Raw genomic sequence first — 23,976 nt, forward strand, 5'->3', positions numbered from 1 at the left:
GTAAGCGAAGTTAGGCGTTTTGGGAGCAGTCTCTAGCCATATTGGATCCAAACACGTTATGTTGATGTGGTCGCGCTCACTATGGTCGAGCGCTGTCGCCGACCGAGATGAGGGTTCATGCCACTCGAACGCAGCCTTGAGACACATGCTCCATGGGTCGAGCTGACGACCACGGAAGACGATTGGAAGGCCGCCGACCCGGCGCTTCTCGCGACGATGCTCGTCGAGTTGCACCTCATCCGAGCCTTCGAGGAGACGGTGCTCGAGCTCGCGGGTGAGGGCCTCGTGCACGGACCCGCCCACTCCAGCATCGGTCAGGAGGGTGGGGCGGTCGGATCCATCGTCGGGCTGCGGTCCACCGATGCCGTCAACGGCTCCCACCGCGGTCACCACCAGTTCCTCGCCAAGGCGCTGACGCACGTCAGTGGCGGCGCACTCGATCCGGCCACCGTGGTGACCCCAAAGATCCAGCGGGTGTTGCAGCGCACGCTCGCCGAGATCCTTGGACTGAAGGAGGGGTACTGCAAGGGCCGTGGCGGCTCGATGCACCTGCAGTGGTTCGAGGCGGGCGCGCTCGGGACCAACGCCATCGTCGGCGGCGGCGTGCCGATGGGCGCGGGCAATGCCTGGGCGCAAAAGCACAGCGACACCGACGATCTCACCATCAGCTACTTCGGCGACGGATCCAGCCAGATCGGCTCCGTGCTCGAGACGATGAACCTCGCCGCGGTGTGGAAGCTGCCGTTCTGCTTCTTCATCGAAAACAACCTCTATGCCGTGTCCACCCACGTCGACGAGATCACCGCCGACACCCGACTCTCGGTGCGCGGCCAGGGCTTCGGCATCCCCGGGTGGCGCGTCGACGGAATGGACCCGCTCGCCGTGCATCTCGCGACACAGCAGGCCGCCGAGCGGATGCGCAGCGGAGAGGGTCCGGCCATCGTCGAAGCCGAGGTGTACAGGTTCTTCCACCAGAACGGCCCCTACCCGGGAAGCGCCTTCGGCTACCGCCAGAAGGACGAGGAAGCCGAGTGGAAGCAACGTGATCCGCTGGAGCGGGTGGCGCAGGAGATGATCGCGCTCGGCCTCGTCGACGAGTCGGGCGTCGCCTCGGTGCGGTCCCAGGCGCAGGCGGCCATGACCGCCGTGGCCGCCGAGCTCACCGAGCGCGACCCCGACAACGACGGCAAGCGCCGCATCCGCGAGGAGTTGTGGCCCGATCCCGGATTCGTCAACGTCGGCGTCCGGGGCGACGCCAGTGAGCTCGACGAGCTGACGGCCATGAACCCCCTCGACTATCAAGGCCCCTGGCGCAAGACCAAGTTCGTCGACGCGGTCGCCGGTGTCATGGACCGCCGGATGGAGACCGACGACCGCATCGTGGTGTTCGGCGAAGACGTACACAGACTCGGCGGCGGCACCAACGGCGCCACCAAGGGACTCGCCAAGTACGGCGACGCTCGGGTGATCGGCACCCCAATCAGCGAGAACGCCTTCACCGGCGTCGGGGGTGGGTTGGCGCTCGACGGAAGGTTCCGGCCCGTCGTCGAGTTCATGTACCCCGACTTCATGTGGGTGGCCGCCGATCAGGTCTTCAACCAGATCGGCAAGGCGCGCCACATGTTCGGCGGCGAGAACCCGGTGCCGTTCGTGCTGCGGACCAAGGTGGCGATGGGATCGGGCTACGGCTCCCAGCACCTGATGGACCCGGCAGGCGTGTTCTCCACCAGCCCCGGCTGGCGGATCGTGGCGCCCTCGACCGCCGCCGACTACGTCGGTTTGATGAACGCCGCACTAGCGCTGCAGGATCCGGTGCTGGTGATCGAACACATCGACCTCTATGCCAAGGCGGACGAGGTGCCCGAGGGAGATCTGGACTACGTGATCCCGCCCGGCAACGCGGCGATCCGCAGGCAGGGCACCGAGGTCACCGTGATCAGCTACCTGTCGATGGTCGCCCGATGCGCAGAGGCCATCGAGCAGACCGGGATCGACGCCGAGCTCATCGACCTGCGCTGGCTGGACCGCGCGTCGATCGACTGGGACACGATCACCGCCAGCATCAAGAAGACCAATGCCGTGCTGATCGTCGAGCAGGGGGCGCGGGGCAGTTCCTACGGCGGTTGGTTGGCGGACGAAATTCAACGTCGCCTGTTCGACTGGCTGGACCAGCCCATCGAGCGCGTCTCCGGAGGGGAGGCCTCCCCGAGCATCTCGAAAGTACTGGAGCGAGCCGCAATTGCCGGTACCGAGGAAGTCGTCGCCGGGTTGGAGAAGATCAGAGTCGGCATGGGTCAGCCCGTGACGAGCGAAACGACGGGAAGTAACCGCTGATGCCCACCGTGGTACGGATGCCCGAGGTGCTCGCCAACGCGACCGAGGCCGTGATCCAGTCCTGGCTCGTCGCGGAGGGACAGGAGATCGAGGTCGGTGATCCGCTGGCCGAAGTGGAGACCGAGAAGGCCGTGGTCGAACTGGCCGCCGAAGTCGCGGGCGTGGTGGGGCGGTTGATCGCCGAACCGGGCGCGACCATCGCCGTCGGTGACCCCATCGCGATCGTGCTGGCCCCCGGAGAGAGTGACGCCGACCTCGACGCCGAACTCCCGGCCGACCCCGCGCCTGCGACCCCCGATGCCGACCCCGACCTCGAGGCCGACGCCACGACGGCCGACCCCGACTCGGGGGCCCCCGTGCTGGAGGCTGCGTCGCAGCGCGAGTCCGCACCCGTGCGCGCGGCGGCCAACCAGCAGACCGCCGAACCCAGGCGTGAGGCGCCGCCCACCGCGTCGCCCGGCACCAATGGTGAACGCCTCTTCGCCACGCCCCTGGTGCGAAAACTGGCCGGCGAGAGGAACATCGACCTCGCCTCGGTGACGGGCACCGGACCGGGTGGTCGCATCGTGCGACGCGACCTGGACCGGTTGGACGTCGCGCAGGTGGCTGCCGTCGACGTGCCGACGGTCGAGCCGGCGAAGCCGACGCCTGCCTCGGCACCGGCGGCGGTGGCCGACGGCTTCACCGACGTCCCGCTCACCGGCATGCGCAAGGCGATCGCCCGGCGTCTGACCGAGAGCAAGACCACCGTGCCGCATTTCTACGTGAAGGCGGACTGTCGGGTGGACGCGCTGATGGAGCTGCGCCACTCGGTCAACGAGGCCGCGGCGGTGAAGATTTCGCTCAACGACTTCGTCTTGAAGGCCGTTGCGGGAGCGCTCGTCGAAGTGCCCGAGGCCAACTCGATCTGGAACGACACGTCGATCCGGCGTTTCGAGACCGTCGACCTCGCGGTCGCCGTCGCCGTCGACGGCGGTCTGCTCACCCCCGTGTTGCGGGGTGTGGACCGCATGTCGCTCTCCGTCGTCGCGAGCACCGTCGCCGACCTCGCCCACCGTGCCCGCGAGGGTCGGCTCAAGCAGGCCGAGCTCGAAGGCGGCAGCTTCTCCGTGTCGAATCTGGGGATGTACGGGGTGGGCGAGTTCTCGGCGATCCTCAACCCGCCTCAGTCCGGCATCCTCGCCGTGGGGGGCGCGGCACCGCGTCCGGTCGTCGTGGACGGTGAATTGGCCACCGCCACCGTCATGACGGTCACGCTCTCGGCCGATCACCGGGTGATCGACGGCGCGGTCTCCGCCCAGTGGATGGCCGCGTTCGTCAGACGCATCGAGAACCCGTTGACGATCCTGATCTAGGGGAGACCCGGCGAAATGCGCAGCGCACCCCCGCCGCTCGATCAGTCGGTGAGAGTGCGAGCACCGGTCAGGAGGCCTGCGTTGTGCAGCCCGGGCTCCAAGTCTCCTGATTCGATCCGGTTGGCGATCTTCAGGATTGCCTCGTTCACCGGCGCGCTGCCGCCGACCTTCCGACGGGTCTCGACGATGTAGCCGTTGTAGGCGTCGAGTTCGGCATGCCGCTTCTTGTCCCAATCCTGCAGCACCGCAACCCGGGTGTCCTCCAGCGAGTACGACTTCAGGACGGCGTCGAGCAAATCGAGCGCGTACTGATCCGAATCGGGAACGTCTCTTGCGGTCATGCCGAAGATCGGCACCATCGCGATCCCGAGATCCCTGGCCAGTGCGTATGCCTCGCGCGACGCCTCGTCCATGGTCTCCCGGACTCCGGGAACGTGGACCGCGGTGAGCAGGGGCACGCCGAGGATGGCCGAGGGGAGCATCTCGGGAATGTTGGCCAGAAGCTTCATCCACTTCGATGCCCGGATGTCGTGGGACGTTTCGGTCACCGCGGCCGTGGAAAGGACAGCCTGGACATTCTCCAGCTGCGGGGTCGTGGGGCCGACGTACGTCCCGACGGTGGTCCAGGTGTCCGCACGTGAGACCTGGCGGTTCACGACGCCAGGCTCGAACATGTTGGCCGCGATGCCCAGTACTGCGCCGACGGTTCGCTCAGGACCCACGATGTCGGCTACGTCGTCGATCGTCATGCCGTTCTGGAGGCCCACGACGACGGACTCCTCGCGCAGCAGCGGCTTGAGCAGTTCGACCGCCCAGCGGGTGTCGTAGGTCTTCACGCTGACGAACACGATGTCGAAGGGACGGCGAAGTTCGGCGACCTGACACAGGTGGTAGGCGTCCACCTCGGTGCGCTCGACCGTGCCGTCGGGGAAGTTGACGGTGAGGCCGTCGGTCCGCATCGCCTCGACGTGGGCTGGCCACTGATCGACGTATGTGACCGACAGTCCCGCGCGGATCATGTCTGCGCCGAGCGAGGCCCCGTTGGCGCCCGTCCCGACCACCGCGATGTGGAGCTCTTCGATGCTCACCACGCACCTCGTTTCTGGGCAGTGTTTAGCAGCATGCTACGTAGGCGCGCTCAAATCCGCGGGCGATTCAGTCCGGATGTGGGTGCTCACCGGGCGGCATTGACACGTAACACGTTGCATCGCAACGCAATAAGTGAAGGTGGGATTGAACCACACGATTCACTCTATGACGATTCGAAGATCGGTGTTAATCTGCGTTGCACACCGTCGAGGTACGTCATCGAGGAGCAGTTCGTGATCAGACACATCGTGGCCTTCGAACTCGACACGCCCGACGAGCAGGCGCGAGAGACGCATATCCGGCGGATGCAGGACGTGCTCGAGGCCTTGTCGACTCTCGACGAGGTCGAATCGATCACGGTGCGCCCGGATCTGGGGACCGTCGACGGGCACTGGGACGTGGTGCTCGTGTCCGAGCACCGGTCCGCCGCCGATCTCGAGGCATATCAAGCTCACCCGCGGCATCAGCAGGCAGCCAAGATTGCGGCCGAATTCGTCGCCCGGCGAGCCATCGTCGACTACCAGTTCTGATCGCGTGTCCTCCATCGCGGTAGTCGGAACCGGCGCCAACGGTGCGGCCATCGGTGCGGACCTTGCCGAAGCCGGCCACGACGTCACCTTCATCGAGCAGTGGCCGGCTCACGTCGAGGCGATCCGTCAGCACGGCATTCGCGTCGAGACGCCGGAGGAGAAGGTCTCGGTCAACGTGCCAGTCCTGCACTTCTGCGAGGTGGCCACGCTACGGCGCAAGTTCGACGTCGTGTTGATGGTCGTGAAGGCCTACGACACGCGCTGGGCGTGTGAGCTGATCAAGCCCTACCTTGCCGACGACGGGCTCGCCGTCGGTGTGCAGAACGGCATGTCGGTCGACGACATGACCGAAATCCTGGGCCCAGAGCGCACGTTGGGGGCCGTCATCGAGATCTCGTCGACGATGTTCGAGCCGGGCTTGGTCGATCGTCACTCGCCGCGGTCGCGAAGCTGGTTCGCCGTGGGCAGCCTCGGACCGGGCACGTCAGGCCGGGAGGACGAGATCGCGTCGCTGCTTCGCCACTCCGGAGACGTCGACGTCGTGGACGACATCCGATCGGCGAAGTGGATGAAGCTGGTCATCAACGCGGCCGAACTCGTTCCTTCGGCCATCCTCGACCTGTCGATCGTCGAGGCGGGTCATCATCCCGGGATGAAGGAGGTGATGATGCAGGCCGGCTACGAAGCGGTCGACGCCGCTCTCGCGGCGGGCCGGTCCGTGGTCCCCATCTTCGGCCTCACCTCCGTGGATCCCGGCAACCCGCACGGGTTCGTCGACGTGCTGATGGACGTACTCCTGGAGAAGTACGTCTTGTCGCACACGCTGTCCACCGTGCTTCAGGACTGGATGAAGTCACGCCGCAGCGAAGTCGACCAGATCAACGGCCGCGTCGTCGAGGAGCTGGGTCGGGTCGGACGGGCGGCTCCGGTCAACGCCGCCGTCGTCGAGCTCGCACACCGGATCGAGCTGGGCGATCTGAAGCGCTCCGTCGACAACGTGGCGGCCTTGCGCGCTGCCCTCGCCCCCTCGGCCTGATCGGACTCCCTCGACGCGCGTCGGCGTTGCCTCGATGCCGTCATTGCATCGACGGATGCCTTGGCGCGCAACGGGTGCGCTGCGCAGGCGACCGTTGCTCCGAGCGTCCGGAGCCGGGTCTACCCGACACGCTGGGCCCGATCGTCGACGCCCTGATCGGTTGACTTCACGATGGCAAGTGTTTAGTGTCATGAATCAGTACACATGTGACGCTCGTCGCATCGGACGTCGTCGCTCCCTCGGCCGTCGAGAAGCCAGCCAGTGGCGTCTGACCTTAGCCTTTCGGGTCAGCCCGGCAGCACCCGGGTGGGATCGTGACGAGGGTCGAGGTGTGGACTGCCACGGACACTCCACGGGCTGTCCACTAATACCGAACAGCCCGCGCCCGTGCGGGCCGGGTGCAGGAACGGCGAACAGGACATCATGCGATGACTACCGAATGGTCCTTCGAGGGACGGTCCGCGGTCGTGACCGGCGCGGGCAGCGGGATCGGCAAGGCGGTGACGCTCACCCTCGCCGCGGCAGGCGCAAAGGTGCTGGCCGTCGACGTCGACGGTGACGCAGCCAAGGCGACCGCGAACGAAGCTGCGGCGACCGTCGTGCCGCATCGGGCCGACGTCGCCGATCGGGCACAGGTATTCGGCTATGCGGAAGCCGCGACGGCCGAGCACGGCACACCCACGTTGTTCTTCAACAACGCCGGAGTAGAGGGCGTACACAGGTCGATCATCGACACCGACCCCGCCGACTGGCTGCGGGTCATGGACGTCAACCTCAACAGCATGTTCTGGGGACTTCAGGCGGTCCTGCCCCACATGGTGGCCGAAGGTGCTGGCGCCGTGGTCAATACGGGGTCGATTCTCAGTCTGAAGTCAGCCCCGGACCGGTCCGATTACGCCGTCACCAAGCACGCCGTCCTGGGTCTCACCCGCAGCGCCGCCAGTGAGATGGCGACACACGGCATCAGAATCAACTGTTTGTGCCCGGGTCCCATCGAGACGCCGCTCATGCGGCGCTCCGAGCTCCTCGTCAATCCCGAGGATCCCGACTGGGAGCGGCGCCGGTTCGAGGAGGGCACACCGATCGGCCGCTATGCCTCGCCCCGGGAGATCGCCGAGACCGTCATGTTCCTGCTTCGCGGCGACGTTGCCTACCAGACCGGGTCGGCGGTCGTCATCGACGGAGGCATCACCAGTGTCTGAGACACCTCGCCCTCCGACTCACACACGATCGTTCTGCTGAAATCAGAAGAGGAGAAACGAATGCGCGCCGCCATCTTCCATGACGAGCATGACATCCGCGTCGAAGACGTGGTCGAGCCCGGCCCGCTGAAGCCGGGTCAGGTTCGACTGCGTCCCATCCTGTGCGGCATCTGCGGGACGGACCTACACGAATATCTCGCCGGACCAATCGTCATCCCGACATCGCCGCACCCGCTCACCGGCTCGGCCGCGCCACAGGTGCTCGGGCACGAGTTGTCCGCTCGGGTCCTCGAAGTCGCCGACGACGTCGCCTCAGTGGCAGTGGGTGATCGAGTTTCCGTGCAGCCCTTGGTCTTCTGCGGTGAGTGCTACTTCTGCAGGCGTGGACTCAACCACCTGTGCGTGCAGATGGCCTGCGTCGGACTCAGCTTCGACGGTGGTGGGATCTCCGAACAGCTGGTCCTCAGCGCCAGTCAGGTGAGCGTGCTCCCCGATGCCGTCAGCGACACGCAGGGTGCGTTGATCGAACCGTCGGCGGTCGCCGCCTACGGTGTCGACCGGACCGGGTTCAGGGCGGGAGACTCGATCCTGATCACCGGCGCCGGCCCCATCGGTGCCCTGTCCGCGCTCTACGCCTACGCGGCGGGCGCATCGCAGGTCATCATCTCCGAGCCCAACCCCAAACGCCGTGCGCTGGCCGAGTCGTTCGGCATCGCCACGATTCTCGACCCCACGTCCGACGACGTCACCACGGCGGTGAGGGACCTGACGGGCGGCGTCGGCGTCGACGTGGCCGCTGAGTGCTCCGGCTCGGAGCCCGGTCTGAACGCGGCGCTGAATGCCGTGCGCTCGCACGGCACCGTCACCCAGGTCGGGTTGCACATCAAACCGGCCTCCTTCGATCCGATGAACCTCTCCAACCGGGACCTGAGCCTGATCGGGACGTGGTGCTATCCGGTCACGGACTGGCCGCGGATCATCGCGCTGGTGGCATCCGGGCGGTTTCCGGTGGAGAAGGCGGTCAGTGACGTCGTACCGGTGGCCGACATCGTCGAGCGTGGGTTCGACCGGCTGCTCGACCCCAGCGGAGACGCGCAGAAGATCCTGGTGGAGGTCTGATGAGCCCCGTAGCCCTGGTGACCGGGGCCGCGGGCGGCATCGGTCGCGAGACCGTAAGAGCGTTCCTGAACAACGGATACGACGTGGTGGCAGTCGACGCCGTCGACACCGTCCATCAGCTTCCCGAGGAGTTGGGCGTCGACGGTGCGCGCGTCACCACCACGGTCACCGACATCACCGATGAACGGAGTGTCAGCGAGCTCGCCTCCGAAGTTGGGTCCGTCCACGGCCAACTAAACACGATCGCGCTGGTCGCCGGTGTCGTGCAGAGCGCCGCCGCCGTGACCGAGCTAGATCCTGCCGAGTTCCGAAAGGTGATGGACGTCAACCTCACCGGGCCCTTCTTGCTGACCCGCTCGCTGACGCCGCTGCTGTCCCGTGACGATGGCAGCATCACCTTCATCTCGTCCTGGTGGGGCCGTTCCGGGCACGCCTACTTCTCGTCGTACTGCGCCTCGAAGGCGGCCGTCATCGTCTTCGCGCAAGCGTTGGCCGAGGAGTTGGCCCCGGAGATCCGAGTGAACACGGTGTGCCCGGGGAACATCGACACGAAGATGCACCGCGCGGCCCTGCACACCGAGGCCGCAGAGCGGGGCATCACCTTCGAGGAGATGAAGGACATCGAGTGGGCCAAGATCCCGCTCAAGATCGCCGGACCTCCGTCGGCCATCGCCGATGCCCTGGTCTGGCTGGCATCCCCGGCGGCGTCGTACGTCACCGGGGCATCGCTCGACGTCAACGGCGGCGTCGTCTTCCACTGACGGCGCCATGACACGGATAGGAGCTCAGAATGGTCGACAGGGTAGGTGGCCGAACCGTTCTCGTCACCGGAGCAGGCCAGGGAATGGGCGCCGGCATCGCCCGCGCGCTGGCGGCCGAGGGGGCCAACGTCGCCATCGGTGACGTCAACGTGGCCGCCGCCGATGCCGTCGCCGCAGACCTCCGGGCGGAGGGACGTCCAGCGATGAGCATCGGGATGGACGTCACCAAGCGCGACGACGTGCGCGCCGCGATCGCCGAGACGGTCGGCGAATTCGGGCGACTCGACGTCATGTTCAACAATGCCGGCCTCAACAAGCCCATGCAGTTCCTCGACGTCACCGAGGAGAACTGGAACCTCGTCATGGACGTCAACGCGCTCGGCGTCCTGATCGGCACCCAGGAGGCGGCCAAGCAGATGATCGCCCAGGGCGGCGGCGGCAAGATCGTCAACACCGCCTCGATCGCCTCCCGGCAGGGCTATGCCGAGTTCGTTCCCTACTGCGCGAGCAAGTTTGCGGTGGTGGCCATCATCCAGGCCGGTGCCCGGGCGCTGGCCGGCGACCACATCACCGTCAACGGCTTTTCCCCTGGCGTGGTGGAGACCCCGCTGTGGGCTCAGCTCGACAAGGACATGGTCGACATTCACGCCGCCGAGAAGGAAGGCGACGCCTTCGCCGCCTTCGCGTCCGGGGCGCTACTGGGTCGGGCCGCGCAGGTGGCGGACATCGTTCCGACCGCGGTGTTCCTCGCCAGCGCGGACAGTGACTTCATCACCGGCCAGGTGATGGCGATCGACGGCGGAATGGTGTTGGTGTAGGCCGTCTCCGATCTCAGCGCGTGCCCTTGGACAACCTGCGAGAGTTGTAGGAGTCCAGCAGCACGGCGATGAAGATCAGTGCACCCTGCATGAACTGCACCCAGAATGGGCTGACGTTCAGCAGCGTCAGGCCGTTGTTGATGACGCCGATGAGCAGCACACCGACGAAGGTGCCTGCCAGGCTTCCCTTGCCACCGAAGAGGCTGGTGCCGCCGATGACCACCGCCGCGATGACCTGGAGCTCCAATCCCGTTGCGGCAGTGGGCGTCGCAGATCCCAGCCGACCGACCAGGGTGATGGCGGCAATGCCCGCACAGACCCCGGCGATGACGTAGACCGAGAACAGGACGCGGCGATCGCGGATGCCGGCCAGACGCGCTGCTTCCCGGTTGCCGCCGACGGCGTAGACCTGATGGCCGAACGTGGTGCGGCTCAGCACGAAGTAGCCGATCGCGAACATCACTATCGTGGTGACGACGGGGACGGGCAGTCCCAGCAGCGTTCCGCCGCCCAGCCAGGTGAACGAGGCGGGCAGGTCGTACACGCTCTGCCCACCGCTGATCTGCAGCGTGAGACCCCGACCCATGCCCAGCACGGCGAGGGTGACGATGAACGGGGCGAGGCGTAGCACCGTGACGGAGAACCCGTTGAGCCCACCGATCAAGGCCGCGACGACGACGGTGAGGACGACTCCGAGCACGCCGTCGAGACCGCCACCCACCAGCGTCGCGGCGAGCATCCCGGACAGGGCGATGTTGGAGCCGACCGACAGGTCGATGCCACCGGTGATGATGATGAACGTCGCTCCCACGGCGGCGATTCCGACGATCGACGACTGCGTGACGATGTTCGTCAGGTTCGACGTGGTGAGGAACTTGGGCGTCAGGATGAACATGATGACGCAGGCGACGACGAGGGCTGCGACGATGGGAAACAGTGGGCTCTTCGCCATTCGGCGGATGGTGTCGACCCTGGTCGAGCGCTGGTCGTCCGACGTCGTGTGCCCCTCGCTGGCGGGCGACGTTCCGGTGGTCGTGGTGGTCATGGTGTGCGCTTTCGCTCAGCCCGCCGCGGCGAGGTGGAGGATGTGTTCGCGGTCGTACTCTGCTCGGGCGACTTCGCCGACGACCCGACCCGCCCGAAGGACGTAGACGCGGTCGGCCATCGCCAGCACCTCGTCGGTGTCCGAGCTCGTCAGCACGACGGCGACACCGGTCTTCGCCAGGTTGGTGATCTGTTGGTAGATACCGGATTTCGCACCGACGTCGACGCCGCGGGTGGGATCGTCCAGCAGCATGACGGAGGGCTGCCCCGCAGCTGCTCGGGCTAGGACGACCTTCTGCTGGTTTCCCCCGGACAGCATGCCGACGGCCGTGGCCGGCGACTCCGCCTTGACGCCGAAACGCTTCATCGCCGCCGTCGCAAACTTCCGCTGGGCAGCTGGCATCCGGATGCCGTAACGCGACACCCGGGAGTAGAGGCCGTAGATCATGTTGTCCTGAATGCTCTTGTCCAGTATCACGCCTTCGGTCTTGCGGTCCTCCGGCGAGTACACGATGCCAAGCTTCTTGGCCGCGACGATGCTGCCCGTCCGCAATGAGGTGGCGTCGCGGGTGACGGTGCCGGCGGAGGCGTCGTGGATCCCTGCGATCGCCTTCATCAGTTCGGTTCGTCCCGCACCGGCGAGACCGACGAGACCGACGATCTCGCCTGCCCGCGCGGTCACCGTCGCGTGGCGAATGCCGGGTGCGCTCAGGTCGGACACGGCCAGGCGAACCTCGCCGAGATCCCGCGCCTCGAAGGGGTAGGCCTGCTCCAGGTCCTTGGCGAGCATGGCCTTGATCAACGACGGCTCGCTCCATTCGGCGATTGGGCGGTCGTCGACGATCCGCCCGTCGCGGAGCACGCAGATCCTGTCCGCGATCGCGAACAACTCGTCGAGGTGGTGGCTGACGTAGACGATGGTCAGCCCCTCCTGCTTGAGCCGCCCGATCAGAGCGTGCAGGTTCTCGACGTCGTGTTCGGGGAGCGCGGAGGTGGGCTCGTCGAAGACCAGCACGCGGGCGTCGCGCGCGAGGCATCTCGCGATCTCCACCAGCTGACGTTGCGCCAGAGTCAGTGACCTGACGGCTCGGGTCACGTCGACGTCGGTGAGTCCGACCCGGGACAGCGCATCGCGGGCGGCACGCTTGTTGCCCCGTCGGTTGGTCATGTTGGCGGTGTGCAGCGGCCGACCCAACATCACGTTGTCCACGACGGACATGTCCGGAATGTCGGTCAGCTCCTGATAGATGACGCTGACACCGGCGTAGATGACGCGTCTGGGATCGGCGGGCAACTCGGCGCCGTCGAGCAGAACCCGTCCCCGGTCGGCTGATACGGCACCCGCGAGGATCTTGATCAGGGTCGACTTGCCCGCGCGGTTCTCGCCGGCGAGCGCGACGACGCTGCCGGGGCGCAATGTCACGGAGACGTCGGTCAGGGCGTGCACTCCGCCGTAGGACTTGGTGAGCGATTCCAGTGTCAACTCCGCTGCGCCGGAGGTCATTGCACCTCGTCTGCCCAGATGCCGTACGCCTTGACCTCGGGGGAGTCGATGTTGGCCTTGGTGATCAACTGTGCGGGGTAGACCACGTTCTTGGGAACCTCCTTGCCCGCCTTGAGGTCGGCGACCAACTCGATTGCCTTCTCGGCCATCTTGATCGGGTTCTGACTGACGGATGCGTCCTGGATGCCCGCGCGGACGTTGGCGATCGCGGGCTTCGAACCGTCGACCCCGATCACGTAGATGTGGCCCGGGGTGCCCACTGGCCGGAAGCGCCCGGCGGCCTCGATGGCCGCGCTGACCCCGACCGCTTCGGCGTCGTTGCCGTTGAAGACGGCGTCGATCTTCGGGTTGGCCTGCAGGATGTCGTTCATCGCCGCATTGGACTTCTCCGTGTCGTAGCCACCATCTTGGGTGGCCACGATCTTGATGTCGGGGTACTTGCCCACCTCGTCGAGGAAGCCCTTGTTGCGGTCGGAAGCCGAAGGGGTGCCGATGATTCCGGTGATGTTGACGACGTTGCCGCGGGGGCCGCCGTTCACGGTGTTCAGAAACTGGACGATCTGCTGGGCGGCCAGCTGACCGGCCGCGACGTTGTCCAGATTGACCGTCGAGGTGATGTCCGCCTCGACGGAGTCGGCGATCGAGATGACCGGAACGTTCTTCGCCATGGCGGCATTCAGGGCCGGGGTGACGGCCTTGCCGTCGGCCGGAGTGAGCAGGAGGTACTGGGCGCCGCGGTTCAGGAGGTTTTCGATGTCGCTGACCTGTTGGCTTGGTTCACCATTCGCGTTGGTCGTCACCATTTGATAGCCGTTCTGACTGCTACCGGAGTCGAGTCCCTTCTGCATGCCGGCGAAGAACGGGTTGGACACCGTGTAGGTGCTGTACCCGACGGTCGTCGAGGATGCTTCGGAACCGCGGTTGCACGCGGACAGGCTGGCCACGCAGGCCAGGCTCAACGCGCACGCGGTCAGTGGGCGCATCAGGTTCGTCATTCCGTCATCTCCTCGTGGACTTTCGAGGCCGGCGGAGGGGTGTCGTCGCAGGCGGCCTCTTGCCGTCGTCAGCCTAGGGTGACGGTGAACAGTGTGTCAACTCTCACTATACAGTCGGATTGTGACCTGAACCTCTTCAGCTGACGACGCCGCCGTCTGCCGTGAGACCCGTTCCAGAGCATCTTCCCAGCTAGAGTCCGTGTACCGAGCGCGATCTGCCTGGATGTGCCGCGGTCTCGTCGCGAGCACGACTGCAGTTCTCACTCGCGGTGTGTAGCCACACTGTAGTCAGACCGCGCGTCTGCAGCGGCTCGTCGACTCTCGAGCCGCCCCGCGGCTCCGTCAGAGTCGACGGGTGACCTCGGCGATCGCTGACCAATCCAAGGTGGAGAGGTCTTCGTCGGCCAGGGCGGACTCGAACAACGATCGCAACGTGGGACTGGTGGGTAGCGTCGTGCCGGTGTCGGCCGCCGCCTGCTCGGCTAGCCCGAGATCCTTGAGGCCCAGGGCGACGGTGAAGCCCACGGGCTCGTAGCGTCGCCGTACGATCATCGGACCGTAACCGCCGTAGGCACTTCCGGTGTAGGCCGCGTCGGTGAGGATCTCGATGAAGGTGTCACCCGCGACGCCGCCGCGCTCGACCATCGTCACCGATTCCGCGAGTGCCTGCAGGGTGTGAATGAGGTTGTAATTCACCGCGATCTTGACGAGGTTTGCCCGCTCTGGCTCGCTGCCAACGGACCAGATTCGCTTCCCCAGCACGTCGAGGAAGGGGCGTGCACGTTCGACGTCTGCGGACGCGCCGGCGGCGACGATGTTCAGTTGACCGCTGGCGGCGAGATGCGGCCGGCCCAGCACGGGAGCGGCGACGTAACCGATTCCGGCGACGCGATGTTTGGCAGCCAGGGTGCGCGCGGTGTCCATGCTCACCGTTGCCATGTTGACGTGGGTCCCGCCGGGGGCGGAGGCCAAGGCGTCGTCGGAGAGGACGCTCAGGACGGCGTCGTCATTGGCCAGCATGGAGAAGGAGAGATCCGACTGCAGCGCCTCGTCGACGCTTGCGGCGACATGGGCGCCGGCGGCGGCCAACGGCTCGGCGGCGGCCTTCGATCGATTCCACACGACGACGTCGTGGCCCGCGTCCAGCAGGCGCCGCGCCATTCCGGCGCCCATCGTCCCGAGCCCGATGAATCCCAGTGACGCCATGGTGTCGTCCTCTCGTCGTGCCGAGTGGTCGTCACGCACTGGCAGCGACCAATTGGTGAAGCTCATCATGGGGGTGTTCAGTCCGAATGTACATGTGCGGCCTCCACGGTCTCGGTGACGGATTGGGCACCGGGGGCGCTCGCAGCCAGTCCCGCGAATTGCGTGCGGATCGGCGCTAGTTCGCCGCGCGGCGCCTGCGTCCGGCGGTCGGACGGTTCGCGGCGATGAGTTCCTCGAGGTGGTGGGCTACCTGATCGAGTGGCGTGGTCGACCGCGCCGCCCGCGAGAGAATCACCGCGCCCTCGACGGCGGCGACGACTGTCGTCGAGAGTGATTGTGCCACCGTGGGTTCCACCCCATCACCCGTGAATCTCTCGGTGAGGAGCCGACCCCAGTCGGCGAACACATCCGCGGCGGCGGCAGCGGCCTCGGGGGCCTCGTCTCGACTGCATGCCGCGGCGACGATGGGGCAGCCGCCGTTGAAGTTGGTGCTCACCAGGACATCGCTCCACATCTGGGTGAATGCGGCCACGAGATTTGGTTGGTCGAGGTACTCGCGGATGGTGGCGGTCATCTCGTCGCCCGCAGAACGTGTTGCAGCGGAGACGAGTTCGGCCTTCCCGCCAGGAAAATTCAGATAGATCGAACGGCGGGTGACCCCGCTCGTCTCGAGGATCTGCGCGATGCCGGTGCCCGCCACGCCGTGACGCTGCATCAGGGTGGCAGTGGCCGAAGTCAGTCGATCGCGAACGCGCATGCTTGCAATATACCAATCGGTTTACTATCGTCGCAAGGCAAGTACACCAAAAGGTATACCGGAGTCCGCCTCCTAGGCGTGAAAGGCAACGAATGACCACGAAGACGACGACGTGGAAGGACGGCACCGAACCCGTCGTCACCTCCTACGCACAGGCGCCCGTTCGGGCCGTCACCGCGGGCGGCACGACCTACAGCTATCGCGAGTTGGGCCCCAGGGGTGGCATACCGGTCATCTTCTTCGTCCACCTCGCCGCCACGTTGGACAACTGGGATCCGCGCATCGTCGACCCGATCGCGAAGAGTCGACATGTCATCGCCTTCGACAACAAGGGTGTCGGAGCGTCCACCGGTAAAGTCCCCGACACCATCGAGGAGGCGGCCGACGATGCGTATGCGTTCATCACCGCACTTGGGTTCGACGAGGTGGACGTCTTCTCGTTCTCGATGGGCGGGATGATTGCCCAGGATCTCGTGGTCGAGCATCCCGACCTGGTACGAAAGCTCGTTCTCACCGGCACGGGCCCGCGCGGTGGCAAGGACATGGACAAGGTCGTTCGCACGACGTACTGGGACATCCTGCGGGCGACTCTGACCCGGTCGGATCCGAAGGAGTTCTTGTTCTTCAACCGCAACGCCGCCGGCAAGGCCGCCGGAAAGGCATTCGTCAAGCGGTTGGAGGAGCGCACTACCGATCGCGACGAGAAGATCGGCGTCACGGCGTTTCGAACGCAGCTCAAGGCGATCCAGAAATTCGGGCGCTCCGCGCCGTCGGACCTGGCGAAGCTCAGCCAGCCGACGCTCATCGCCAATGGCGACAACGACCGCATGGTGCCTTCGGCACTTTCCGAGGATCTTCACCGGCGCATCAAGGGGTCCCAGCTGATCATCTACCCCGACTCCGGCCATGGCGGCATCTTCCAGTTTCACGATGACTTCGCACGCGTCGCCGCCGACTTCCTCAGCCTATGACGCCTCCGGCTCCGCCGCTGTCGGGGAAATCCGCGCTGCGAGATAGGTTCTCGTTGGACCGGATCTCAGCCAGGGTCGCTTCCAGGCTGTCGATCACGGCGTCGTAGCCGCCGTTGCCCAGAACCAGCCTTCGAGGCGGCGGGTCCAGGGCCATCGCCGCGATCACCCCATGGGCACCTCGGCGCGGATCGCCGGGCTGCACACCGTCCATCTCGACGAATGTGGCGCGAACCTGCTCCAGCAGGTCGTGGTAGTCCGGAATCCGCTCCGCAACAGGCTCGTTCGCGAAGCCGGCGTAGGCGTTGGTGCGGAACGCTCCCGGTTCGACCGCCAGTACGGAGATACCCTGCCCGGCGACCTCGTTGCGAAGCGCATCGGTGACCGCCTCGATGGCGAACTTCGTCGCGCTGTAGTAGCCGAATCCGGGCGCCGAGACGAGCCCGGCCACCGAGGACACGTTGACGATCCACCCGTTGCCTCGGGCCCGCATCCCTGGCAGGACCGCGCGAATCACGGACAGTGGCGCGAAGAAGTTCAGCTCGAACATTGCTCGCATCGAGGGCTCGTCCATGCCCTCGATCGATCCGAACCACCCGCGACCGGCGTTGTTGACCAACACGTCGACACCGCCGAAGTGCTCCTCGGCCACACGCACCGCATCCTGCACCTGCGCCGTGTCGGTGAGTTCGAGGGGGACGATCAGAACACGCTCGCCGTATTGCTCCGCCCACGCCGACAGTGCCTCGGGGCGCCGTGACGTGAGAACCACACGATCCCCGACCTCGAGTGCCGCCTCGGCGAACGCCATCCCGAAGTTGCCGGGCGTGCCTCCGGTGATGAACCACCTCTTGGTCATGGCTCGATCACCACCCGGCTGATCGAGGCGCCGTCGATGGTGAAGCGATAATGCAGGTCGGCTACCCCACCGGGGAAGTCGCCCTCCAGGTGCTGGGTGAGGTCGACGGTCGTGCCGGTCGTCAGGGCACCGGTGAACTCGGTGGTGTAGGTGTATTCGCCGGCTGCGGTGGCGATCCAGGATCCGATCTCGTCATGGCCCGCGTAGTCGTGGCCTTCGTCGGTCACCACGGCATCGGTGGCGAGTGTGGCCAGCACTCGATCGACCTCCCGGGCGTCGAGGGCAGTCATGAACGTTCTTACGTTCTCTGGGAGTGCATCCCAGTCTGTGGCGTTGGTCATGACCCCACGATGCGAGTTCCCGTAAGGGGAAGGTCAACCCCGATTCGGCTCGCGCCGTTGTGTTGACCTTGCCCCGAGGGGAGGGTTGAGGATGGCCAAGTCCCGTCACGTGGGCTAAGGGAACGCAAAGGAGGACGCCATGGGCGCTCGAGTCTCGATCGGCGACTTCGCCGTGATGACCAGCCTGAGCAGGAAGGCGCTACGGCATTACCACGACATCGGCATCCTCGAGCCAGCGCACGTCGACACCCACAGCGGCTACCGCTTCTACGACACCAGCCAAGTCGACCATGCACACATCATCCGCCGGTTCAGGTCTCTGGGCATGTCCATTCCCGACATCAAGGCGCTGCTGAGCTCAGAAGACGCCGCGGACCGAAACGACATCATCACGACTCATCTCGAACAGATGGAGGCGCAGCTGCAACACACTCGTGACACCGTTGGCGCGCTGCGCGAACTACTTTTTCCCGTGCAGACACCCGCCCACGTGGAGGTACGTTACGAGCCGGCGCTCGCCGTGTGGGCCGTCGGCGGCACCATCGCGACTGCCGAGATCGACAGCTGGTTCGGATCGGCACTGAGCACGCTACGGGACGCAGTCGCGACGGCAGCAGGTGACGACTGCGTCGTCGTGCCGGGTGGCCTCTACGAACGCGCACTGTTCCTCGAAACGCAGGGCGAGGCAAAGCTCTTCGTCGCCGCGCCGCAATCAGCGGTCCCCCCGGACGGCGTTCGGGCCGAGGTGTTGCCCCCGGCTGAATTCGCAGTTCTCACCCACTCCGGCGGTCACGACGGCATCGACCGCAGCTACGCGGCTCTCGGCACCTACGTGAACGAACGTCTGATCAGCCATCAGGGGCCGATCCGCGAGCACTACATCGGCGGAACGCACTCAGAGCCAACGACATTCACCGCCACCGAAATCTGTTGGCCAATCTTCAGCACCGCCCAACCGCCAGAATGAGCGAGCCCCCGACACGCCGACCCGAATGAGGCAGCTGGCTCGCGCTGCTCTCGCAGCGCCGTGCTCAATCTGGTAATCTACGGTCCGTCAATTATTGTTGACGTTCTGTAGACTGCGATGAAGGCATCGAGCGATGTCGAAACGGAGACGTGGAGCATGAAGACCTTCTTGATCACTGGTGTCAGCAGCGGCCTGGGCCGCGCGTTCGCCGTCGCTGCATTGCGCGCCGGACATCGCGTCGTCGGCACCGTCCGCAAGGACGAGGACGGCGCTGCCTTCGAGGCGGTGGTACCTGGTCGCAGCCTGGCCCGCCGGCTCGACGTCACCGACGACGCCGCGGTGAGACAGGTAGTGGTCGACGTCGAGGCGACGGTTGGTCCGATCGACGTGGTGATCGCCAACGCCGGCTACGGCGTGGAGGGCATCTTCGAGGAGACTCCGCTTGCCGCGCTGCGAGAACAGTTCGCCACCAACGTCTTCGGGGTGGCTGCGACGTTGCAGGCGGCGCTGCCATACATGCGTGAGCGCCGCCGTGGTCACCTGATGGCGGTAACCTCGATGGGCGGTTTGATGGCGGTGCCCGGAATGTCGGCGTACTGCGCGAGCAAGTTCGCCGTGGAAGGTCTGCTGGAGTCACTGGGCAAGGAGGTCTCGTCCTTCGGCATTCACGTCACCGCGATCGAGCCCGGGTCCTTTCGCACGGACTGGGCTGGTCGGTCCATGACCCGAGCCGAGCGCGTCATCGACGACTACGACGAACTCTTCGAGCCGATCCGCGCAGCTCGTGTGAAGGCCAGTGGCAACCAGTTGGGCGACCCCGTCAAAGCGGCTGAAGCCGTCCTGTCGATCTTGGAAGAGCCGTCACCCCCGGCACACCTGGTGTTGGGCTCCGATGCCTTGCGACTCATCGGCGCCGCCCGGTCGGCCGTCGACCGCGACATCCGCACGTGGGAAACGCTCTCCCGCAGTACCGACTTCGCCGACGGCGCGCAACTGGCGTCGCACTGAGACAGACTGTGCAGGTGATGCCCACTTCGTCGCCGGGACGGCGTTCTGCGGTCCGACAGCGCAAGGGAGACGTGCGCGAACAGCAGATCCTCGATGCCGCTGAGGACCTGTTGGCGACCCATGGTTTCGCTCGCATGACGGTAGGCGACATCGCGGCGGCGACTGGAATCACTCGGGCTGCGTTGTACTTCTACTTCGCGTCCAAGCAAGACGTCGTCACGGCACTGGTCGCCCGTGCCACTGTGCTGCTGGAGCAGAAGTCGGAGTCATTGCGCGACGACACGGCGGCGCCCGAAGCGGTATTCGCCACCGCCTTGGGGCGGACCGCAGAGCTCTGGCGCGAGCACGGGGCCGTGATGCGCGCGGCAGTCGACCTGAGTTCGACCGTCACGGAGATCGACCAGCTGTGGACCCGCACCGCGGACGTCTTCATCGACGCGATCGCCGGTACCTTGCGTCGAGCGGGTGTGTCGCCAGGGGATGGCCCGGGTGACGCACAGGCACTTGCCCGTGCCCTGTGTTGGATGATCGAGCGTAGTTTCTACCAGGCTGCTCGGGTCTCGCCAGACGAGATCGAGCAGGCCAGGCAGACATGTCTGATCGTGTGGACGCGACTGACGACATGGGCCAATGCCTCGGGTAACCCGTCACCGGTCCTCTGATGAGGTGACGGGCCCTAGAGCGCTGGGGTGAAGAGCACCCTTGGCCGCGGCCTTTCGTCGACCCGGTGCCGCCGAGCGACTGACGGCGTCGGACGCATCAGTCGTGTCGCAGGCCGCGGGGGTCACCCAGGTGTGCGCTGATGACACCGGTTGCCGGAGCGGGAATGAGCCCGACGGTTTGTTCGTCGAGTCCGGTGGCGGCCCTGAGGAAGGGGCCGAAGAGTCGCCATCCCAGCTGCAGTGCAATCGCGTCCGCAGTGGCGACACGTGCTGCGTAGTCGTCGTCGTGCTGATCCCGGGCGTCTGCCAAGAGTTGGTCGATGTTCGGGAATCGCTGCTGAAGCCGCGCGACGTCGAATCCGTCGAGAAGTGCACGGGCAATGACTCGCCAGCTGCGTTCGGCGCGAGCTTCGATCACCTCGCGCGAGGCATGGGCGTCTCGCGCCGATGCCAGGTCGTCGGCGAGGTACTCCAGCACGGACGCCACGACCGCCTCCTTCGTGCCGATGTGTCGAAAGATCAATCCGGCGTTGACTTCTGACCGATCGGCGATATCGCGCATGGACGTCGCCGCCGGACCCCGCTCGGCGAACAGGTCTGCCGCATGGGGTAGCACGGTGGCACGGACACGTTTGGCCGCGTTGGTCTGCCCACCACTTGCTGTAGTCACCTGACTACAGTAGCTTGTAGTCAATCGACTACAACGCGAGAGGCCACGACGACGACGGACCCAACGTCGCAGGGGAATCGACCCGCCAACCCTCCTCGACGGCAATGCCCAGGGTCGCGTCTTGCCTCGGGGCCGTTGAGCCATCTCGCCACTGAACGAGATCGAGTGACCACTTCGAACACCATTCAAGGAGAACGCATGGCCGATCAACTACTCCGACAGCATCACCAAAGCGCTGATGCCAGTGGCAAGTTGGCATCCCATTACGCAGCACGAGGCGTCGTTTCGCTCGTTTGGGTCGCGGCGGCACTTACCGTCGGCGCCACGTCGGCATTCGTCGGCGGTGCACTGTTGCTGTCCTACCCGGCGTGGGATGCCGTCGCCAACGTGCTCGACGCACGGCAGAACGGCGGCTTGCGGCCCAATCCCACCCAGGCGTTCAACATGGCGGTCAGCGGGCTGACGACCGTGGCCGTCGCCATCGCACTCACCGTGAGCCTGAATGCCGTCTTGGGTGTCTTCGGCGTCTGGGCGGCACTGTCGGGGCTGCTGCAACTCGCAACGGCTGTGCGCCGATGGAAACGCGCTGGAGCGCAGTGGGTGATGATCATCAGTGGAGCTCAATCCGCCGCTGCCGGTGCAGTGTTCGTTCTGGCGGCCGGTGGGCCAGAGACGCCTGGCGTCGTCGACGTCGCCCCCTACGCCGCGTTCGGCGCCTTCTACTTCCTGGTGTCAGCTGTCTGGTTGACCGTCTCGGCTGCGCGACGCCGACGTCAGGCCAGCGCCCTGCGGTCACACGAAGGTGAAGGAACGTGACCACGGCGCGCGACGTGGAGATCCACCACGGACGGGCCTGGGTCGACCAGGACGAGAAGATCCGCATCGGCTATACGGTCCTCACTCCGCCTGAACCAACCAAGACAGTCGTGCTTCTCCACGGCGCCCCCCAGACGCGATACGAATGGCGCAAGGTCATGATGCCGCTCGCCGCCTCCGGCTATCGCGTGATCATGCCCGACTATCGCGGCGCCGGCGCGTCTGACAAACCCCGAGACGGGTACGACAAGTGGACGATGGCCGGTGACATTCACAGCCTCGTGCGCGAGACGCTGAGCGTGGCGGAGCCCATCTCGCTGGTCGGACATGATCTCGGGTCGGCACTGGCTCTGAGCTTCGCGCTGCGCTATCGCGACGAGGTCGTGAGCGCCACCTTCATGGAAGCACCGCTACCCGGGACCGCCTACTACGAGTGGCGCGTAACTCAGAAGTCCGCCTGGCAGTTCTCCTTTCATGCCAACCCGGACATCGCGGTGTACCTGGTGCACGGACGTGAACGTTGGTACGTCAACCGGTTCTTCGACGACTTGAGCTACCAACCGGATGCGATATCCAATGACGACCTCGACGTCTACGCCCGCGCGTTCGAAGCCCCGGGAGCGATTCGCGCATTGTGCGAGGTCTACCGGGAACTCGACCGCGACGCCGACGACAATCGCGCCGCGCTGAAGCGACACGGCAAGCTCACCGTCCCGGTGCTGGCCTCGGGGGGTGCGTGCGGGCCTCTCGCGAGCAACTTCCGAGCGATGTGTGAAGAGATCGCTGAGTCGGTGACGGATCGACTCGTCCCGGACTGCGGTCACTGGGTGGCCGAGGAACAGCCCGAATACTTCACCAGGATGTTCTGCGAGTTCGACGCGGCAGCTCGGGGCGAGACCTCGTAGCGCTTGCGGCTGATCGGCCCGCCCGGTCCCGATGACCTATAGGCAAACGCAGGAAGTTGAGGTAGTTGCAATGGTGAACGCGAATCCGGAGACGATCGACATTGCCGGTAAGACAGTTTCGCGCTTGGGCTTTGGATCCATGAGATTCACGGGCCGCGGCATCTGGGGTGAGCCCGAGGACCGGGAGGAATGCATCACCGTGGCCCGTCGGGCGGTCGACCTGGGCGTGCAGTTCATCGACACGGCCGACTCATACGGTCCGCACGTCGCCGAACGAATCTTGTACGAGGCGCTGCATCCGTATCCAGATGACGTCATGATCGCGACGAAGGCGGGCCTGACGCGAAACGGGCCGGACGTCATCGACACCGACTCCGGGCCGAGACGCCTCGGGCCGGCGGCGTGGCCACCGGTCGGACGACCCGAATACCTGCGTCAGCAGGTGTTGATGAGCATGCGCCGGTTGGGGGTCGACCACATCGGTCTGTTGCAGCTGCATCGGGTGGATCCCAAAGTGCCCCTGGCAGAACAGGTCGGCGAGCTCAAGGCGCTCCAGGATGAGGGCAAGATACGCGCGATCGGCATGTCGCAATGTACGGTGGCGCAGCTCGACGAAGCCCGGCGAATCGCCGATATCGTCAGTGTCCAAAGTCGTTTCAACGTCATGGACCGGGACGCCAGCGACATCTTGAAGGTGTGCGAGCGTGACGGGCTCACGTTCATTCCGTGGGCGCCGGTGGCGCAGGGCGGGCTCGACTCGGCACACCGAACGCTTGCCGCCATCGCGCGGGCGCACGAATGCACTGTGGGCCAGGTGGCGATCGCCTGGTTGTTGCATCTCTCGCCGGCGATGCTTCCCATCCCGGGCACGTCGCGGCGCGCGCATCTGGAAGAGAACCTTGCTGCCGTCGACGTGCGGTTGACGACGGCACAGGTCGACGAGTTGAGCGCGTCTGTCGGTTGATCGCCGGTCGACGGCAAGATAGTAAACGTGTATACCTTTGGTGTGGCATTCGACGCCGAAGGAGGC

The 23,976-nt window shown here is 65.8% G+C and carries 24 protein-coding genes; 15 read left to right on the forward strand and 9 right to left on the reverse strand.

From position 1 onward, the window contains the following. Positions 1–117: 117 nt before the first annotated feature. Positions 118–2,334: a thiamine pyrophosphate-dependent enzyme gene (locus ABZ195_RS00270; RefSeq protein ID WP_355213779.1), complete on the forward strand. Its 2,217-nt coding sequence runs from the start codon at positions 118–120 to the stop codon at positions 2,332–2,334. Beyond that, positions 2,334–3,689 carry a dihydrolipoamide acetyltransferase family protein gene (locus ABZ195_RS00275; protein WP_355213781.1) on the forward strand — a complete coding sequence of 452 codons (1,356 nt, stop codon included), beginning with the start codon at positions 2,334–2,336 and terminating at the stop codon, positions 3,687–3,689. The genes ABZ195_RS00270 and ABZ195_RS00275 overlap by 1 nt, the downstream gene beginning before the upstream one ends. A gap of 41 nt (positions 3,690–3,730) precedes the next feature. Here the strand turns inward: ABZ195_RS00275 and ABZ195_RS00280 are convergent, their stop codons facing one another. Beyond that, a complete protein-coding gene (locus ABZ195_RS00280) occupies positions 3,731–4,777 on the reverse strand; it encodes a 2-dehydropantoate 2-reductase N-terminal domain-containing protein (protein ID WP_355213783.1) in 1,047 nt (348 codons plus the stop codon). Between the two features lie 234 nt (positions 4,778–5,011). Here ABZ195_RS00280 and ABZ195_RS00285 point away from each other — a divergent pair, with 234 nt between their 5' ends. From ABZ195_RS00285 to ABZ195_RS00310, 6 genes are all read left to right on the forward strand, one after another. After that, positions 5,012–5,308, forward strand: a complete 297-nt coding sequence (locus ABZ195_RS00285) for a Dabb family protein (protein WP_355213785.1) — start codon at positions 5,012–5,014, stop codon at positions 5,306–5,308. A 4-nt stretch (positions 5,309–5,312) separates the two neighbouring features. Then, positions 5,313–6,344 (forward strand): 2-dehydropantoate 2-reductase, encoded by a 1,032-nt coding sequence (locus tag ABZ195_RS00290; protein ID WP_355213787.1) that lies wholly within the window; start codon positions 5,313–5,315, stop codon positions 6,342–6,344. 428 nt (positions 6,345–6,772) lie between these two features. Then, entirely contained in the window at positions 6,773–7,546 is a 774-nt protein-coding gene (locus ABZ195_RS00295) for an SDR family oxidoreductase (protein ID WP_355213789.1), read from the forward strand. A gap of 60 nt (positions 7,547–7,606) precedes the next feature. Beyond that, positions 7,607–8,665, forward strand: coding sequence for a 2,3-butanediol dehydrogenase (locus ABZ195_RS00300; protein ID WP_355213791.1), 1,059 nt, complete (start codon positions 7,607–7,609; stop codon positions 8,663–8,665). After that, positions 8,665–9,426 (forward strand): SDR family NAD(P)-dependent oxidoreductase, encoded by a 762-nt coding sequence (locus tag ABZ195_RS00305; RefSeq protein WP_355213792.1) that lies wholly within the window; start codon positions 8,665–8,667, stop codon positions 9,424–9,426. The genes ABZ195_RS00300 and ABZ195_RS00305 overlap by 1 nt, the downstream gene beginning before the upstream one ends. Positions 9,427–9,455: 29 nt before the next feature. Next, positions 9,456–10,244 carry an SDR family NAD(P)-dependent oxidoreductase gene (locus ABZ195_RS00310; protein ID WP_355213794.1) on the forward strand — a complete coding sequence of 263 codons (789 nt, stop codon included), beginning with the start codon at positions 9,456–9,458 and terminating at the stop codon, positions 10,242–10,244. A gap of 13 nt (positions 10,245–10,257) precedes the next feature. On the opposite strand, the gene ABZ195_RS00315 is transcribed toward ABZ195_RS00310, so the two are convergent. The 5 genes from ABZ195_RS00315 to ABZ195_RS00335 form a co-directional block, all read right to left on the reverse strand. After that, on the reverse strand, positions 10,258–11,289 hold the full coding sequence (locus tag ABZ195_RS00315) for an ABC transporter permease (protein WP_355213796.1): 1,032 nt from the start codon (positions 11,287–11,289) through the stop codon (positions 10,258–10,260). 15 nt (positions 11,290–11,304) lie between these two features. Then, a complete protein-coding gene (locus ABZ195_RS00320; protein WP_355213798.1) occupies positions 11,305–12,792 on the reverse strand; it encodes a sugar ABC transporter ATP-binding protein in 1,488 nt (495 codons plus the stop codon). Further along, the gene (locus tag ABZ195_RS00325) at positions 12,789–13,787 is read right to left on the reverse strand and encodes a sugar ABC transporter substrate-binding protein (protein ID WP_355213799.1); all 999 of its coding nucleotides are present in this window, start codon (positions 13,785–13,787) and stop codon (positions 12,789–12,791) included. Before ABZ195_RS00325 ends, ABZ195_RS00320 begins: the two co-directional genes overlap by 4 nt. Positions 13,788–14,129: 342 nt before the next feature. Beyond that, entirely contained in the window at positions 14,130–14,993 is an 864-nt protein-coding gene (locus ABZ195_RS00330; RefSeq protein WP_355213801.1) for an NAD(P)-dependent oxidoreductase, read from the reverse strand. Positions 14,994–15,168: 175 nt separating this feature from the next. Next, positions 15,169–15,750, reverse strand: a complete 582-nt coding sequence (locus tag ABZ195_RS00335; protein WP_355213803.1) for a TetR/AcrR family transcriptional regulator — start codon at positions 15,748–15,750, stop codon at positions 15,169–15,171. Positions 15,751–15,842: 92 nt separating this feature from the next. On the opposite strand from ABZ195_RS00335, the gene ABZ195_RS00340 reads away from it, so the two are divergent. After that, positions 15,843–16,721, forward strand: coding sequence for an alpha/beta hydrolase (locus tag ABZ195_RS00340; RefSeq protein ID WP_355213805.1), 879 nt, complete (start codon positions 15,843–15,845; stop codon positions 16,719–16,721). Here the strand turns inward: ABZ195_RS00340 and ABZ195_RS00345 are convergent. Together ABZ195_RS00345 and ABZ195_RS00350 are read right to left on the reverse strand one after the other, a co-directional pair. Then, a complete protein-coding gene (locus tag ABZ195_RS00345) occupies positions 16,711–17,577 on the reverse strand; it encodes an SDR family NAD(P)-dependent oxidoreductase (RefSeq protein WP_355213807.1) in 867 nt (288 codons plus the stop codon). The genes ABZ195_RS00340 and ABZ195_RS00345 overlap by 11 nt on opposite strands. Next, entirely contained in the window at positions 17,574–17,918 is a 345-nt protein-coding gene (locus tag ABZ195_RS00350) for a nuclear transport factor 2 family protein (RefSeq protein WP_355213809.1), read from the reverse strand. Before ABZ195_RS00350 ends, ABZ195_RS00345 begins: the two co-directional genes overlap by 4 nt. A 139-nt stretch (positions 17,919–18,057) precedes the next feature. Here ABZ195_RS00350 and ABZ195_RS00355 point away from each other — a divergent pair, with 139 nt between their 5' ends. The 3 genes from ABZ195_RS00355 to ABZ195_RS00365 all read left to right on the forward strand — a co-directional run bounded on the left by ABZ195_RS00355 (position 18,058) and on the right by ABZ195_RS00365 (position 20,555). Further along, on the forward strand, positions 18,058–18,885 hold the full coding sequence (locus ABZ195_RS00355) for a MerR family transcriptional regulator (protein WP_355213811.1): 828 nt from the start codon (positions 18,058–18,060) through the stop codon (positions 18,883–18,885). 156 nt (positions 18,886–19,041) lie between these two features. Next, positions 19,042–19,893 carry an oxidoreductase gene (locus tag ABZ195_RS00360; RefSeq protein WP_355213813.1) on the forward strand — a complete coding sequence of 284 codons (852 nt, stop codon included), beginning with the start codon at positions 19,042–19,044 and terminating at the stop codon, positions 19,891–19,893. A gap of 17 nt (positions 19,894–19,910) precedes the next feature. Beyond that, positions 19,911–20,555: a TetR/AcrR family transcriptional regulator gene (locus ABZ195_RS00365; protein WP_355213815.1), complete on the forward strand. Its 645-nt coding sequence runs from the start codon at positions 19,911–19,913 to the stop codon at positions 20,553–20,555. 97 nt (positions 20,556–20,652) lie between these two features. On the opposite strand, the gene ABZ195_RS00370 is transcribed toward ABZ195_RS00365, so the two are convergent. Next, the gene (locus tag ABZ195_RS00370) at positions 20,653–21,225 is read right to left on the reverse strand and encodes a helix-turn-helix domain-containing protein (RefSeq protein WP_355213817.1); all 573 of its coding nucleotides are present in this window, start codon (positions 21,223–21,225) and stop codon (positions 20,653–20,655) included. Between the two features lie 198 nt (positions 21,226–21,423). On the opposite strand from ABZ195_RS00370, the gene ABZ195_RS00375 reads away from it, so the two are divergent. From ABZ195_RS00375 to ABZ195_RS00385, 3 genes are all read left to right on the forward strand, one after another. After that, positions 21,424–22,041, forward strand: coding sequence for a DUF308 domain-containing protein (locus tag ABZ195_RS00375; RefSeq protein WP_355213819.1), 618 nt, complete (start codon positions 21,424–21,426; stop codon positions 22,039–22,041). Next, positions 22,038–22,946: an alpha/beta hydrolase gene (locus ABZ195_RS00380; protein ID WP_355213821.1), complete on the forward strand. Its 909-nt coding sequence runs from the start codon at positions 22,038–22,040 to the stop codon at positions 22,944–22,946. The genes ABZ195_RS00375 and ABZ195_RS00380 overlap by 4 nt, the downstream gene beginning before the upstream one ends. Before the next feature lie 70 nt (positions 22,947–23,016). Beyond that, a complete protein-coding gene (locus ABZ195_RS00385) occupies positions 23,017–23,910 on the forward strand; it encodes an aldo/keto reductase (RefSeq protein WP_355213823.1) in 894 nt (297 codons plus the stop codon). Positions 23,911–23,976: the final 66 nt, after the last annotated feature.

The sequence above is a fragment of the Mycobacterium sp. NPDC006124 genome (assembly GCF_040614235.1).
GTDB lineage: Bacteria > Actinomycetota > Actinomycetes > Mycobacteriales > Mycobacteriaceae > Mycobacterium.

Excerpts from the sequence above, each read along its gene's own strand:
- ABZ195_RS00330 (WP_355213801.1), bottom strand. The coding sequence starts at position 14,993 with ATGGCGTCACTGGGATTCATCGGGCTCGGGACGATGGGCGCCGGAATG.
- ABZ195_RS00275 (WP_355213781.1), top strand. The coding sequence starts at position 2,334 with ATGCCCACCGTGGTACGGATGCCCGAGGTGCTCGCCAACGCGACCGAG.
- ABZ195_RS00350 (WP_355213809.1), bottom strand. The coding sequence starts at position 17,918 with ATGACCAACGCCACAGACTGGGATGCACTCCCAGAGAACGTAAGAACG.
- ABZ195_RS00300 (WP_355213791.1), top strand. The coding sequence starts at position 7,607 with ATGCGCGCCGCCATCTTCCATGACGAGCATGACATCCGCGTCGAAGAC.
- ABZ195_RS00345 (WP_355213807.1), bottom strand. The coding sequence starts at position 17,577 with ATGACCAAGAGGTGGTTCATCACCGGAGGCACGCCCGGCAACTTCGGG.
- ABZ195_RS00305 (WP_355213792.1), top strand. The coding sequence starts at position 8,665 with ATGAGCCCCGTAGCCCTGGTGACCGGGGCCGCGGGCGGCATCGGTCGC.
- ABZ195_RS00375 (WP_355213819.1), top strand. The coding sequence starts at position 21,424 with ATGGCCGATCAACTACTCCGACAGCATCACCAAAGCGCTGATGCCAGT.
- ABZ195_RS00335 (WP_355213803.1), bottom strand. The coding sequence starts at position 15,750 with ATGCGCGTTCGCGATCGACTGACTTCGGCCACTGCCACCCTGATGCAG.
- ABZ195_RS00315 (WP_355213796.1), bottom strand. The coding sequence starts at position 11,289 with ATGACCACCACGACCACCGGAACGTCGCCCGCCAGCGAGGGGCACACG.
- ABZ195_RS00340 (WP_355213805.1), top strand. The coding sequence starts at position 15,843 with ATGACCACGAAGACGACGACGTGGAAGGACGGCACCGAACCCGTCGTC.
- ABZ195_RS00325 (WP_355213799.1), bottom strand. The coding sequence starts at position 13,787 with ATGACGAACCTGATGCGCCCACTGACCGCGTGCGCGTTGAGCCTGGCC.
- ABZ195_RS00320 (WP_355213798.1), bottom strand. The coding sequence starts at position 12,792 with ATGACCTCCGGCGCAGCGGAGTTGACACTGGAATCGCTCACCAAGTCC.
- ABZ195_RS00295 (WP_355213789.1), top strand. The coding sequence starts at position 6,773 with ATGACTACCGAATGGTCCTTCGAGGGACGGTCCGCGGTCGTGACCGGC.
- ABZ195_RS00360 (WP_355213813.1), top strand. The coding sequence starts at position 19,042 with ATGAAGACCTTCTTGATCACTGGTGTCAGCAGCGGCCTGGGCCGCGCG.
- ABZ195_RS00310 (WP_355213794.1), top strand. The coding sequence starts at position 9,456 with ATGGTCGACAGGGTAGGTGGCCGAACCGTTCTCGTCACCGGAGCAGGC.
- ABZ195_RS00355 (WP_355213811.1), top strand. The coding sequence starts at position 18,058 with ATGGGCGCTCGAGTCTCGATCGGCGACTTCGCCGTGATGACCAGCCTG.
- ABZ195_RS00270 (WP_355213779.1), top strand. The coding sequence starts at position 118 with ATGCCACTCGAACGCAGCCTTGAGACACATGCTCCATGGGTCGAGCTG.
- ABZ195_RS00385 (WP_355213823.1), top strand. The coding sequence starts at position 23,017 with ATGGTGAACGCGAATCCGGAGACGATCGACATTGCCGGTAAGACAGTT.
- ABZ195_RS00365 (WP_355213815.1), top strand. The coding sequence starts at position 19,911 with ATGCCCACTTCGTCGCCGGGACGGCGTTCTGCGGTCCGACAGCGCAAG.